This window comes from Salidesulfovibrio brasiliensis JCM 12178, assembly GCF_001311825.1.
GTDB lineage: Bacteria > Desulfobacterota > Desulfovibrionia > Desulfovibrionales > Desulfovibrionaceae > Pseudodesulfovibrio > Pseudodesulfovibrio brasiliensis.
Map to the genome: position 1 here is coordinate 1 of NZ_BBCB01000019.1, position 13048 is coordinate 13048.

Sequence of the window (13048 nt, forward strand, 5' to 3'; positions counted from 1 at the left end):
CTGAGGGGAAGGGAAGAGGGGAACCGCTTTTTGCAAAAAGGGGTTCCCCTCTTCCCTTCCCCTCAGCCGCCGGAGGCAAAAAAAGACCCCGAGGTTTTGCCTCGGGGTCTTGGTGTTTTTTATGCGGCAGAGGGGTTAGCCCTCGGAGCGTTCCGCCTTGAGTGCGTTGAGAAGCACTTCGTCGAGGGTGGGGTGCGGGAAGATGGTGTTGTGGATGTCGTCGGGAGTCCATCCTTCCTGCACGATCATGGTTGCGGGCGTGGTGAGCCGTGAGGCGTCGTGGCCCACGGCGGTGACGCCGACGACCTTGTTCTCAAGCCAGACCACTTTGCAGAAGCCTTGTGTGGCGGCGTGGGACTGGGCGATGGGGTTGCCGGCAAAGGCGAACTTGGAGGTTTCGCAGCTTTTGCCTTGTGCCTTGAGTTCTTCGGGCATGAGGCCGACGCGCATGGTTTCGGGCGAGCCGTAGAGGACGCTTGGGATCGGACCGGGCGCGTAGGGCGTGTCGATTTTTCCGGCCACGCGGCTGGCGACGTAGTGGGCCTGATGGCTGGCGGCGTGCGCAAGCTGGATGCGGCCGTTGACGTCGCCCACTGCGTAGATGCCGGGGGCTGCTTCGAGGTAGTCGTTCACCGTGACGTTTCCGCGTTCCAGCGTGACGCCGAGGGCTTCGAGGCCGAGTTTGTCGGAGACGGGACCGCGCCCGACGGCCACGAGGGCCTTTTCGGCTTCGATGACGTCGCCGCCGTCGAGGGTGAGCACGGCCTTGCCGTTTTCGGTCTTGACGGACTGGACGCGCACGCCGAGGCGGATGTCCCATTTCCAGCGCTTGAAGATGGAGCGCAGGGCCTTGGAGACTTCCGGGTCCTCAAGGGGCGCGACGCGGTCCATGGCGTCAACCACGGTGATTTTCGCGCCCATGCGGTGGGCGGCCTGAGCCATTTCGAGGCCGATGTAGCCTGCACCGACGACGATGAGGCTTTCGGGCATGGCCGTCATTTCGAGGAATCCGTCCGAGTCGACAACGCAGTCGTTGTCCGGTTCGAGGCCGGGGAAGAAGGTCGGCTTGGAGCCGGTGGCCACGAGAATATTCTCGCAGTCGAGCTCCTTGGTGCCTTCCTCGGTTTCCACGACGACCTTGCCTTTTTCCGGGACGGTTCCGGTGCCGGTGAAGAGGTCCACGCCGAGCTGCTTGAGGCGCTGGGCCATGGCCTTTCTGGTGCCGGCTATGAGTTTTTCCTTGCGGGCGGCAAGCGCGGCATAGTCCACGGTGATGCTGCCGTCCGCAACTTTCATTTTCTTCTGGGCCGAGAGTTCCTCGATGGCCGAAGTGGCGCCGAGGATTACCTTGGTTGGGATGCAGCCCCGGTTGAGGCAGGTTCCGCCGAGGTCGCGCTTTTCCACGAGCGCGACCTTGATGCCGAATCCGGCAGCCTCTGTGGCGGCGTCGTAGCCGCCCGGGCCTGCGCCGATGACAACGAGATCGTAGGTCATGCTAGTCCTCGACAAGGTCCTGTGTCAGTTGCATGGCGCGCGCCGCCTGCGTCTCGTCGAGACGGGTGACGGGCAGGGTAACGGGGCACTGCTGCACGGCTTCGGGGTTTGCCTCGGCCTCTTCGGCGATGGCGATGAGGTCATCCACGAAGTGGTCCAGCGTGGCCTTGCTTTCGGTCTCCGTGGGCTCGACCATGATGCACTCCTTGACGATCAGCGGGAAGTACACGGTGGGCGCGTGGTGGCCTTTGTCGAGCAGCGCCTTGGCAATATCGAGGGCGCGCACGCCTTTTTCCGCCTGACGAACCGCGCTGGCGACGAACTCGTGCATGCAGATGCGGTTGTAGGGGATCTCGAAGTGGTCTTCGAGGCGCTTGCGCATGTAGTTGGCGGCCAGCACCGCGTTTTCGGAGGCGCGGGACAGGCCCTGCTTTCCGAGGCGCAGCATGTAGGCGTAGGCTTTGAGGTAGACGCCGAAGTTGCCGTAGAAGGGCGCCACGTAGCCGATGGATTTCGGGTAGTCGTAGTTCAGGGCGAACTGGCCGTCTTCGAGCTTTTCCACGCGGGAGATGGGCAGGTATGGCTCGACGCGTTCGGACACGCCGACCGGGCCGGAGCCGGGGCCGCCGCCGCCGTGCGGGGTGCCGAAGGTCTTGTGCAGGTTGAGGTGCACGATGTCGAAGCCTGCGTCGCCCACGCGCATCTGGCCCATGATGGCGTTGAGGTTTGCGCCGTCGTAGTAGAGCAGGGCGTCGACCTCACGCAGCATGGCCACGATTTCAGGCAGGTGCTTCTCGAACAGGCCGAGGGTGTTGGGGCAGGTCATCATCATGCCCGCCACTTCGTCGTCGAGGACTTCGCGCAGGGCTCCCGGGTCAACGATGCCGTCGCGGGACTCGATGGAGACGACGTCGTATCCGGCCACTGCGGCCGAGGCCGGGTTGGTGCCGTGGGCGGAGTCGGGGACGATGATCTTGGTCTTCTTGTTGCCCTTGTCCTTGTGGTAGGCGGCCATGAGCATGACGCCGGTCAGCTCGCCGTGCGCGCCCGCCATGGGGTGCAGGGTGTAGGAGTGCATGCCGGTGACTTCGCAGAGAAGTTGCTCGGTCTCGTACATGACCTCGAGCGCGCCCTGGCAGAAGCGGCCCGCGCCCTGAAGCTGGGGCATGACCGGGTGCAGCCGGGTGAAGCCCGGCAGCGCGGCAACCTGCTCGGTGAACTTGGGGTTGTACTTCATGGTGCAGGAGCCGAGCGGATAGAAGTTTCCGTCCACGCCGAAGTTGCGCTGGGAGAGCTTGGTGAAGTGGCGCACCACGTCCAGCTCGCCCGCGCTGGGCAGACCGGCTTCGTTCTCGCGCAGCAGTTCGCGGGGGATGTATGCCTCTTCGCCGATGCCGTCGCAGGGCCAGCAGCCTTCGCGGCCGGGTACGGATTTTTCGAATATGGTCTTCATTACTTCATCGCCCCCTTCATCATCTCGACGAACACGCCGATCTGTTCTTCCGTGGTCTTTTCGGTGCAGGCCAGCAGCAGGCCGTTTTCCAGCCCTTCATAGTAGCGGCCCAGCGGGAAGCCCGGGATGAAGCCCTTGTCGGACATTTTGCCGACGAGGTCGTAGGCCGGGACGGGCAGGGTCACGGCGAATTCATTGCCGAAGGAACCCTTGGTGAGCATCTCCACGCCGTCAATGGCGGTGAGACGGTCTGCCAGCTGGTGTGCGCGCTCAATGGACAGGCGCGCGGCGCGGCGCAGGCCCTGCTCGCCGAGGGCGCACATGTGCACGAGGGCACGCAGGGCGCACAGCGACTGGTTGGAGCAGATGTTGGAGGTGGCCTTCTGGCGGCGGATGTGCTGCTCGCGGGCTGAAGGGTCAGGACGTAGCCGGTGCGGCCTTCGGTGTCCTGCGTGCGGCCGACGATGCGGCCGGGCATCTGGCGCACCATCTTCTTGGTGCAGGTCATGATGCCGAGGTACGGGCCGCCGAAGGAGAGGGGCATGCCGAGGCTCTGGCCTTCGGCCACGGCGATGTCCGCGCCCATGTCGCCGGGCGTCTTCAGAAGGGTCTGAAGCACCGGATAGGAGGAAATGATGGAGACTGCCTTCTGTTCGGCGGCTGCCTTGAAGAGTTCGGTGAAGTCGTTGACCGAGCCGAAGAAGTTCGGGTTCTGGACCATGACTGCCGCGGTGTCCTTGTCGATGGCTGCCTTGATGCCTTCGATGTCGGTCATGCCGTCCTTGTGCGCGACGGTGACGAACTCCAGATTCAGGTTCGAGGTGTAGGAGTCGAGCATGACCCGGTAGATCGGGTTCAGGGCTTCGCTGACCACCACCTTGCGGCGCTTGGTCTTGCGGACCGCCATCATGAGGCCTTCGTAGAGGGCGGTGCCGCCGTCGTAGACCGAGGCGTTGGCGCAGTCCATGCCGAGCAGGCGACAGACCGCGGTCTGGTATTCGAAGATGGCCTGCAGGGTGCCCTGACTGGCTTCGGGCTGGTAGGGCGTGTAGGCGGTGTAGAACTCGCCGCGCATGGTCAGGGCGTCGACGGTGGCCGGGATGTAGTGGTCGTAGAACCCGGCGCCGAGGAAGCTGACCTTGTCGGTGGCGTTGCGTGCGGCCATGGCTTCCAGACGCATGAGCACGTCCATCTCGCTCAGGCCTTCGGGGATGTCGAAGCTTTTGGGGCGCAGGTCCTCGGGAATCTCCGCGAAGAGTTCCTCCATGGAGGACACGCCGATGGTGTCGAGCATTTCCCGGACTTCATCCGGGGTATGGGGAACGTAAGGCATGGTTGGCAATCCTTGTGAAAAGTCGAAGGGCGGCCCGCAAGGAACCGCCCTGAAAAGAAGCTCTAGTGATCTTCGGAGTCAAGCTGGGCCTGATAGCCGTCGGCGTCCATGAGCCTTCGGGCTCGCCATTGATCTTCAGCTTGATGATCCAGCCCTTGCCGTAAGGGTCTTCGTTGATCTGTTCCGGAGCGTCTTCGAGCGCTTCGTTCACTTCGATGACTTCACCGGCCACGGGCGCGTAGATTTCGCTTGCGGCCTTCACGGACTCCACAGAGCCGAACTCGTCGCCCTGTTCAAAGGTGTCGCCGACTTCCGGCACTTCCACGAACGTCAGGTCGCCCAACTGCTCCTGAGCGAACTGGGTGATGCCGACGGTGGCGGTGTCGCCTTCGATGAGAACCCACTCGTGGGATTTGGCGTACTTGAGTTCCTTGGGGATCATGGGGCTTCCTCCTTCTATTGATATGAATAAGATGGTTGACCGAGTTTGCTGCTACCTAGCATTCTCCACCATTCATGAAAACTGTTAAAATATTGACAAGTTTCATTTTTCAAAAAAAGTGCGGCAGCGCTGTGTCAACATAATGACAAAAGCGTGCATGGCCTTTGGATCGTATGGGTTTGCAGTATACGCGTTGGTGGCTGCGGGCACCTCCGGTGTGGGTCTTATGTGAAAATTTTCATCATATGATGTTACTTTTAGTGTTGACAGTGGCACATTGGGGCGATAGAAAAAGGACATGACGCACGGTGAACTTCGTATAAACAGCGCCAACAGGGTTGAGGCAAGCGTGGGCGGCAGGCATTGGCTGCTGGACCGCGAGGCCGATCTTGAGACCCTCTGGGACCGCATGGACAACGATGCGCTGGACGAGGATGAACGGCTTCCCTACTGGGCCGAGGTATGGCCCGCGAGTCTGCTTCTCGGCGAATGGCTGGTGAGAAACCGTGATATGGTGGCCGGGAAGCGGTGTCTCGACGTGGGCTGCGGGCTCGGCCTGACCGCCATGATCGCCGCCGACCTCGGGGCGCGAGTACTGGCTTTTGATTACGTGCCCGAGGCGCTGGCTTACGCCCGTCACAACGCCGAACTCAATGGCGTGCCCCAGCCGCTCTGGACGGTCATGGACTGGCGGTTTCCCGCGCTGCCCCAAGGGGCTTTCGAGTTCATCTGGGCCGGGGATGTACTCTATGAAAAACGATTTTTCGAGCCGCTCACCGCGCTCTTTCGTCATGCGCTTGCGCCCGGCGGAAGGATATGGGTGGGCGAGCCGGTCCGCACGGTCTCCCGCCCCGTGTGGGACGATCTTGAGCGGGAAGGCTTTGTGCCCCGGAAGCTGACCACGGAGAAAGTGGCGCTCTGCGGACAGGAGCCAACGGTGAACCTTTGGGAAATACGTCTGCCGGAAGGCTGAAGCATCTGGTGGACAAGGGAATATCACGCGTCGGTTGATCCGGCGCACCGGGCGCAGGCGTCCGGCAATCAACAGAAGGAGAGAACCGACCATGGGCAAGACAATCCGATTCGGCGTGTCACTTGACTCAGACCTGCTGCACAAGTTCGACAAGCTCTGCGACGACCGCAGCTACCAGACCCGGTCCGAGGCCATCCGCGACCTGATCCGCAAGGCGCTCGTGGAGCGCGAGTGGGAGGACGCTGAAGGCGAGCTGGCCGGAACGCTGACCCTCGTCTACGACCATCACAGCAGCGGTCTGACCCAGAAGCTGACCGAAATACAGCACGACGCGCACGACGTCATCCAGACCACCATGCACATCCACCTCGACCATCACAACTGCCTTGAGGTGATCGTGCTCAAGGGCGACGCCGTGACAATCAAGAACCTCGGCCAGAAGCTTATCTCCACCAAGGGGGTGAAACACGGCGAACTGGCCCTGACCACCACCGGAAAGGATCTCATCTGATGAGTGCTCCCATGCAGGACGTACAGCGTGACCCGGCGGACATCGACATGTCCATCGACCGGGTCGGGGTCAAGGGCCTGACCATGCCGCTCATCGTGCGCCACAGGGAGAAGGGCATCCGCCACACCGTGGCCAAGATCGACCTTTCCGTGGACCTGCCCGGTGTCTTCAAGGGGACGCACATGAGCCGGTTCATCGAGGCCCTCGAAGGGTGCGAGGAGTTCGACTACAACTCCTTCAAGGGACTGCTCGCCGACATTGCCGAGCGCCTTGAAGCCCAGAGCGCCCACTGTCGGTTCCGGTTCCCCTACTTCTTGCGGCAGGAGTCGCCCAGCAGCGGGGCCAGCGCCATGATGGACTATGACTGTCAGGTGGACGGCGAGCTCAAGGACGGCAAGCTGACCTTCACCCTCGGCGCGGACGTGCCGGTCATGACCGTGTGCCCGTGCTCCAAGGCGATATCCAGCGAGGGAGCGCACAGCCAGCGGGCCATCGTCCGGGTGCGCTGTCGCTTCACCGGGTTCCTCTGGCTGGAGGACATCATCGCCATTGCCGAGAAGTCCGCCTCGTCGCCGGTGTACTCGCTGCTGAAGCGCGAGGATGAGAAGTACGTGACCGAGGCCGCGTTCGCCAACCCGTGCTTTGTGGAGGATGTGGTCCGAAACTGTGCCAAAGGGCTGGCCGAGCACGAGCAGATCGAGTGGTTCCGGGTCGAAGTGGAGAGCTTCGAGTCCATCCACAACCATTCCGCGTTCGCGGTTATTCAGAGCGACTGATCGTTCGGCTTTTTGACCGAGAGATAAAAAAGACCGGGAAGGCATGCCTTCCCGGTCTTTTTTGGGTCTGTAATGGTGGCGGCTACATTTCCAGCCGGACCTTTTCGGGGCTCAGTTTGTTTTCCAGATGCTTGGAGTAGCGGCTCATGGCGTAGCAGCACAGGAAGTAGAGCACCGCGATGGTGGTGTAGATCTCAAAGGGGTAGAGCATCAGGCGGTTGTTGATGGAGTAGGCCGCCGTGGTGAGCTCGGTGACGCCGATGATGTAGGCCAGCGAGGTGTCCTTGAACGCGGCGATGAACATGCCCACGATGGCCGGGAGCATTTGTTTGAGGGCCTGCGGAAGGATGATCTTCCGCATGGTCTGCAGGTAGCTCAGACCCGTGGACTTGGCGGCCTCGACCTGACCGGGCGGGATGTTCTCGATGCCGCCGCGCACGATCTCGGCGATGTAGGCGCCGAAGAACACGGTCATGGCCCATGTGGCGCTCCAGAACACGCCGATCTGGGTCTTGATGATGATGGGCAGGAAGAAATAGACCCAGAAGATGACGATGATGAGCGGGTTGCCGCGAATCAGCTCGATGTAGACGAGACAGGGAATGCGAATGGCGTTGTTCTTTGCCGTGCGGCCCATGCCCACCAGCAGGCCGATGAAGAAACTGACACTGATGGAGAACGCGGCCATGAAGATGGACATGGACAGACCGCCGAGTCCCCAGAGCGGTTCGGTGCTGCCGCCGTTGGGAAAGCGCCAGATGAGCAGCGCGCGCAGGTTGTCCCAGATGACCTGAAAGTTGAAGGAGGCCACGCCCTTGACGACCTGATAGCCGAGGTACAGAAGCGCCATGACAAAAAGCGTCTTGGAGCCATTGACCGTGATCTTCCAAAGGGTGGACTTTGAGCGGTGCATGAACTCCTGAAAGGGAGTGAGCTGCTTGCCGCCCTGACGGGGACGCATCATCCTGCGTAGCGGGCGTGCGAAGAGTTCCCATGCCCAGCCGAAGGGCATGAAGACCATGTCTGCGATTTTGCGGGCCAGCGGTTTTTTGCCTGCGGGGATGATCTTGAGCTTCATGTTCACGAGGTTCATGAAGCTGGCGATGATGAGCGAAAGTGTAAGATAGATGGCCGTGGCCGCGGTGGTGGCCTCGAACCCGGAGTAGGTCAGGGATTCGACCTCCTGCATGGACCAGCAGACTTCGGCGACGCGAGGGTCATGGCCAGCGAGGAGTTCTTCATGTTGTTCAGAAATTCGGAGCCGAGCGGCGGAATGATCTCGCGGAAGGCCAGCGGCAGGATGATCTTGCGAAGCGTCTGGCCGAAGCTCATGCCGGACGAGTAGGCGGCTTCGAGCAGCCCCTTGGGAATGGACTGCATCCCGGCGCGGATGATTTCGGCCATGAATGCGGAGGTGAAGATGCCGAGGCCGATGGTTGCTGCCCAGAACTCGAAATTCAGGGCGAAGAGCTTGAAGCGAATCTCTTCGGGGAAGGCGTTGGGCAGCGCGAAGTTCCAGAAGAAGAGCTGGACCAGAAGCGGAGTGTTGCGGAAAAATTCGACGTAGGCGGTGGCAAAGCCGTACACGGGCTTGAACTTGGACAGTCGTGCAAGGCCGAACAGCGTGCCGAGGCCGATGGCGATGGCCGCCGAGTACAGGGAAATGGAGATGGTCAGGCTCAGGCCGTTGAGCATGAGCTTGCCCATGTGCCCGTATTCCTCGGTCTCGTTGATCAGTATCCCCCAGTCGAACTCGTAGTTGAACTGGAAGATGAAGCCGAAATAGTAGACGGCAAGGCTGAGAATAGCCAGCAGGGTCGCATTCTGGACCCAGGTTTTTTCGAATAGTCGATTCAGCATTGTCTCTTCTTCAGGGACGAGCCCCGGGACAAACGTCCCGGGACTCGGTTTTTACAGGCTCGGATGCAGCCTAGGGCCACATTTCGATCTTGGAGGTCAGGGGGAAGGGGGTCTCGGAATCCGGACCGAACCACTTCATGTAGATGGTCTTGTAGGTTCCGTCCTTCCAGATGTCCTGAATGGCGAAGTTGATGGCGTCGCGCCACTTGGAATCGTCTTCGGGCAGGCCCACGCCGTAAGGCTCGTCGGAGATGAATTCGCCGACCAGCTCGTATTTGCCGGGGGTCTTGGCGGCAAGGGCGATGAGCAGGGTGGAGTCGGTGGAGATGGCCTGAACGCGGCCCTGACGCAGGGCTTCGAACATTTCGACTTCGTTCTGGTAGCCGATGACCTGGGGATTGTTGTCGCCCAGAGACTTCAGGTACTTCTTCACGTTGATGATGGAAGTGGTGCCCTGCATGGAGCCGATCTTCTTGCCGGCGAGGTCCTTCGGGGCCTTGATGGTGCCGACCGGGGCGAGGAACTTCTGGCCATCGAAGAAGTAGGTGATGGAGAAGTCGATCTTTTCGTCACGGACGCGCTTGTGGGTCATGTTGGAAAGAACCATGTCGACCTTCGGCGGAGTGGTCTGCACGAAGGAGATGCGGGTCTTGTTGTTGACAACGACCGGCTCGAGCTTCACGCCGAGGCGCTTGGCGATTTCCTTGGCCATGTCCATGTCGAAGCCGACCCATTCGTTCTTGTCGTTGATGAAGCCGAAGGGCTTGCCCTTGTTGGAAATGCCCGCACGAACGACTTTGTCGCCCATCACACGGTCGAAGGTGGGACCGGCGAAGACCATGCTGGCCGCGATCATCAGCATGGCGGCGGAAAGCGCCATGATTTTGAGAATACGCATAACCTCTCCTTGTTGTGGTTAAAACCGAAAAAGACCCCCCGGACATCCGGCCCGAAAGATCGTTATTCGCTAGTGGCTGAGTATCTTGCTCAGGAAGTCCTTTGTACGGTCGCTCTGCGGGTTGTGGAAGAACTCCTCGGGGGTGTTCTGTTCCACCATCGCACCCTCATCCATGAAGATGACCCTGTCGGCGACCTCGCGGGCAAAGCCCATCTCGTGGGTGACGCAGACCATGGTCATGCCCTCGCGGGCGAGCGACTTCATGACGTCGAGAACCTCGTTGATCATTTCCGGGTCAAGGGCGGAGGTCGGCTCGTCGAACAGCATGATTTTCGGCTGCATTGCCAGCCCGCGGGCGATGGCCACGCGCTGCTGCTGACCGCCGGAAAGCTGCGTGGGGTATGCTCCGGCCTTGTCTGGAATGTTTACTTTTTTGAGAAGGTGCATGCCGATCTCGGTGGCCTGACCGCGAGGCATGCCGCGAACGAGCATGGGCGCGAGGATGACGTTCTCGATAACGCTCATGTGCGGATAGAGGTTGAACGACTGGAAGACGAAGCCCACTTCGGCGCGCAGGGTGGTCATGTTGGTGCGCGGGTCGTTGACGTTCATGCCGTCCACGACGATGTCGCCCTTCTGGATGGGCTCGAGGCGGTTGATACAGCGAATAAGCGTGCTTTTTCCGGAGCCGCTGGGCCCGCAGATGACCACGACTTCGCCTTTCTCAATTTCCAGGTTGATGTTTTGGAGAACGTGCAGGTCTCCGAACCATTTATTGACGTTTTTGAAAGAAATCACGTTTTTTCCTCGTTTCGTTCCATTCGAAAAAGACAAAGCAGCCACTAGCAGAAAAACAGCTGCTGGGCAAATTTTTTTTTTAATGTTGTCAGGCAGCTATGCGATTGCATTGCCGAGCAAACGAAAAGGCGAGGCTATGATTTCTTGCGATTTACATTAATTTCCACGATGATTGTTGCGAAAAACGTAAACTAACATTCAGTCATGGACAGGGCCAAACCGCCCTCTGACGTCTCCTTGTATTTTTGGGACATGTCGTGGCCGGTTTCCTTCATGGCCTGCACCACCTTGTCCAGATCGACCATGTGGTAGGCGGCCTCCACCGTGGTGGCTATCAGGTAGGCGTTGTATGCCTTGACCGCGCCCATGGCGTTTCTTTCGATGCATGGTATCTGCACGAAGCCGCCCACGGGGTCGCAGGTCAGGCCGAGATGGTGCTCCAGTGCGATTTCGGCGGAGTTCTCCGTGATCTGGAAGCGGTAGCCGCGTGCATAGGCGAGCATTGCCGCGGCCATGGCCGACGCGGTGCCCACCTCGCCCTGGCAGCCTACCTCCGCGCCCGAGATGCTCGCGTTATGCTTCACGAGAAACCCTATGGCCGATGCTGCGAGCAGGCCCTCGCGGATCTCCTCTGTCAGCGCGCCCATGTGTCGTTTCAAGACAAAGAGTATGGCGGGAATGACGCCCGCTGCCCCGGCGGTCGGCGCTGTCACGATGCAGTGTCCGGCGGCGTTTTCCTCGGATGCGGCCAGCGCGTATGCGTTCAGGGCCTTGATGAATCCGGACCCCTGAAAGTGTTCGTTTCGGGCATGGCCGTACATGGTCGGCGCCTTGCGGTGCAGCCCTATCGGGCCGGGGAGCTTGCCCGTGGTGGTGATGCCTTTTTCAACGGCGTGCTCCATGACCTCGATGAGATTGTCGAGGGCGTCGTTGATCTCCTGTTCGGTTCTGCCGGTGATGGCTTTTTCGTTTTCAAGGATCAGTTCATGAAGCCTGATGTCGTTGTCTGTCAGGTGTTTCTTGAGGGCGGCCATGTTGTTGTACGGATACTTCGGGCGGCCGCGCTCCGGCTCCACATATCCCTTCCAGCGCAGGAAACCGCCGCCGATGGAGTAGTATTCGCGCTCCAGAAGGGTGTTTTCGTTTTTGTCAAGGAGTCGGAAGACCATGGTGTTGCTGTGGGGGTAGTCGTGCTCCACGGCGTCCATGATGATGTTGTTGGCGTGGAAGGTGACGAAGGTGCCCACAAGGTCAAGCTCGTGCGTTTCGTCGGGGGTGCGGTCAAGGTTGTCCAGCACTTCGGGCGGGCAGTGTTCGGGGCTGTGTCCCAACAGGCCGGATATGACGGCCTTGCGGGTGCCGTGCCCCGCGCCGGTGGCGCTGAGGGAGCCGAAGAGACGGATTTCCAGTTTCTCGACGAGTTCCTTTGTGTCCACCGGCAGCGCCCTGCTCAGGGCCATGAAGTCGGAACCGGCCTTCATGGGGCCGATGGTGTGGGAACTGGACGGACCGGGGCCGACCTTGAACAGTTCGAATATGGATGTGGTGATGGTGTCCATGAAGCGCCTCCCGATGGTTTTTGATTTCGGGAGTATGCCTCAGGAAGGGCAGTCCGGGCAACTGTTTCCGGATCAGGTGTTACAGTTGGTGGGTGTAGAAGGTCGGAACTTCGAAGTTCCACTTGTCGAAGATCTTTTTCATCTCTCCGCTTCTGTAGAGGACGTCCATGGCATCGTTATATATTTTCATGGCCTTTTCACCCAACCGGGTCTTGGCAAACATGGGGTAATACGCTCGTTTGCCGACTGGCCGGATGGCGAAATCATCCATGTTGAAGGGCATTTTGTTTTCTTTGAGGGACATGCGAATGAGCGCGATGTCATCTATATAAAAATCGGCCCGGCCAAGGATGACAACACCGAGACAGGAGGCCCCGGATACCAGTTCGCGGTGTCGGATGCCGTCCGGGAAGTTTTCGGGTGTGTAGTAGCCCTTTCGCCAAACGACCTCGCGCCCCACGAGGCTTTTTGCTCCCTTCCAGTCCGGGACATTGGATTTCCTGAAGAAGGCGTGAAAGTCGTTTTCGTACATGGGACGGGAGGCGGGGACGAGTTGGGGAACCGGGAGGTCGTTGCAGGTCATGAAGTCGGCCCGGCCCCGCCGAACCATCTCATACGCGCGTTCTGACGGCGCATAAATCCGTTTCACCTCGATGCCGAGAGGCGCGTAGGCGGCGCGGAGCAGTTCATGGTAGAGACCGGTCCCGTCTTTGTTGGTGAAGTTTTCCCACGAGGGACCAATGACCACGACCTTTTTGGGGGTGGCGTCAGCGCCAAGCGCCTGACAGGTCATCATCAGAAAGATGGTGACGCTCAATGCAAGAGCTCGTGGTATGGTCCCATGTATCAACATGATAACTGTTTCTTTAATCCGAATATGAATTCGCGCAACCTTCAATATTGCTCACGTATGGGCAGATGTGCCTCCTTTCGAGTTGCTTTGAACAGGGT

General features: G+C 60.1%; 9 protein-coding genes and 3 pseudogenes. 3 read left to right on the top strand and 9 right to left on the bottom strand.

Annotated elements, in window-relative coordinates; translation table 11 throughout:
• Positions 1-135: 135 nt before the first annotated feature.
• The 4 genes and pseudogenes from lpdA to gcvH all read right to left on the bottom strand — a co-directional run bounded on the left by lpdA (position 136) and on the right by gcvH (position 4722).
• Positions 136-1494, bottom strand: a complete 1359-nt coding sequence (gene lpdA, locus JCM12178_RS07015) for a dihydrolipoyl dehydrogenase (protein WP_054650002.1) — start codon at positions 1492-1494, stop codon at positions 136-138.
• A gap of 1 nt (position 1495) precedes the next feature.
• Positions 1496-2947, bottom strand: coding sequence for an aminomethyl-transferring glycine dehydrogenase subunit GcvPB (gcvPB, locus tag JCM12178_RS07020; RefSeq protein ID WP_054650004.1), 1452 nt, complete (start codon positions 2945-2947; stop codon positions 1496-1498).
• Positions 2947-4280 (bottom strand): annotated as a pseudogene (gene gcvPA, locus JCM12178_RS07025) (aminomethyl-transferring glycine dehydrogenase subunit GcvPA). The gene gcvPB and the pseudogene gcvPA overlap by 1 nt, the downstream one beginning before the upstream one ends.
• Positions 4281-4342: 62 nt before the next feature.
• Positions 4343-4722, bottom strand: a pseudogene (gene gcvH, locus JCM12178_RS07030) (glycine cleavage system protein GcvH).
• A 298-nt stretch (positions 4723-5020) separates the two neighbouring features.
• Between gcvH and JCM12178_RS07035 the strand changes: the two are divergent.
• The 3 genes from JCM12178_RS07035 to folE2 all read left to right on the top strand — a co-directional run bounded on the left by JCM12178_RS07035 (position 5021) and on the right by folE2 (position 6982).
• Positions 5021-5695, top strand: coding sequence for a class I SAM-dependent methyltransferase (locus JCM12178_RS07035; RefSeq protein WP_054650006.1), 675 nt, complete (start codon positions 5021-5023; stop codon positions 5693-5695).
• Positions 5696-5786: 91 nt separating this feature from the next.
• Positions 5787-6206 (top strand): nickel-responsive transcriptional regulator NikR, encoded by a 420-nt coding sequence (gene nikR / locus JCM12178_RS07040; protein ID WP_054650008.1) that lies wholly within the window; start codon positions 5787-5789, stop codon positions 6204-6206.
• Between the two features lie 11 nt (positions 6207-6217).
• Complete coding sequence (gene folE2, locus JCM12178_RS07045) at positions 6218-6982, top strand: GTP cyclohydrolase FolE2 (RefSeq protein WP_157054815.1); 765 nt, start codon at positions 6218-6220, stop codon at positions 6980-6982.
• An 82-nt stretch (positions 6983-7064) separates the two neighbouring features.
• On the opposite strand, the pseudogene JCM12178_RS07050 reads toward folE2, so the two are convergent.
• From JCM12178_RS07050 to JCM12178_RS07070, 5 genes and pseudogenes are all read right to left on the bottom strand, one after another.
• Positions 7065-8842, bottom strand: a pseudogene (locus tag JCM12178_RS07050) (amino acid ABC transporter permease).
• A 70-nt stretch (positions 8843-8912) separates the two neighbouring features.
• A complete protein-coding gene (locus JCM12178_RS07055) occupies positions 8913-9740 on the bottom strand; it encodes an ABC transporter substrate-binding protein (RefSeq protein WP_054650012.1) in 828 nt (275 codons plus the stop codon).
• 69 nt (positions 9741-9809) lie between these two features.
• Positions 9810-10538: an amino acid ABC transporter ATP-binding protein gene (locus JCM12178_RS07060; protein WP_054650014.1), complete on the bottom strand. Its 729-nt coding sequence runs from the start codon at positions 10536-10538 to the stop codon at positions 9810-9812.
• Positions 10539-10729: 191 nt separating this feature from the next.
• Positions 10730-12097, bottom strand: a complete 1368-nt coding sequence (locus JCM12178_RS07065; protein ID WP_054650016.1) for an L-serine ammonia-lyase — start codon at positions 12095-12097, stop codon at positions 10730-10732.
• Between the two features lie 79 nt (positions 12098-12176).
• Positions 12177-12914, bottom strand: a complete 738-nt coding sequence (locus tag JCM12178_RS07070) for a substrate-binding periplasmic protein (RefSeq protein WP_054650018.1) — start codon at positions 12912-12914, stop codon at positions 12177-12179.
• Positions 12915-13048 lie beyond the last annotated feature (134 nt).

What these genes read in the sequence shown, in the direction of transcription:
- lpdA (WP_054650002.1), bottom strand. Translation starts at nt 1,494, where the DNA reads ATGACCTACGATCTCGTTGTCATCGGCGCAGGCCCGGGCGGCTACGAC.
- gcvPB (WP_054650004.1), bottom strand. Translation starts at nt 2,947, where the DNA reads ATGAAGACCATATTCGAAAAATCCGTACCCGGCCGCGAAGGCTGCTGG.
- JCM12178_RS07035 (WP_054650006.1), top strand. Translation starts at nt 5,021, where the DNA reads ATGACGCACGGTGAACTTCGTATAAACAGCGCCAACAGGGTTGAGGCA.
- nikR (WP_054650008.1), top strand. Translation starts at nt 5,787, where the DNA reads ATGGGCAAGACAATCCGATTCGGCGTGTCACTTGACTCAGACCTGCTG.
- folE2 (WP_157054815.1), top strand. Translation starts at nt 6,218, where the DNA reads ATGCAGGACGTACAGCGTGACCCGGCGGACATCGACATGTCCATCGAC.
- JCM12178_RS07055 (WP_054650012.1), bottom strand. Translation starts at nt 9,740, where the DNA reads ATGCGTATTCTCAAAATCATGGCGCTTTCCGCCGCCATGCTGATGATC.
- JCM12178_RS07065 (WP_054650016.1), bottom strand. Translation starts at nt 12,097, where the DNA reads ATGGACACCATCACCACATCCATATTCGAACTGTTCAAGGTCGGCCCC.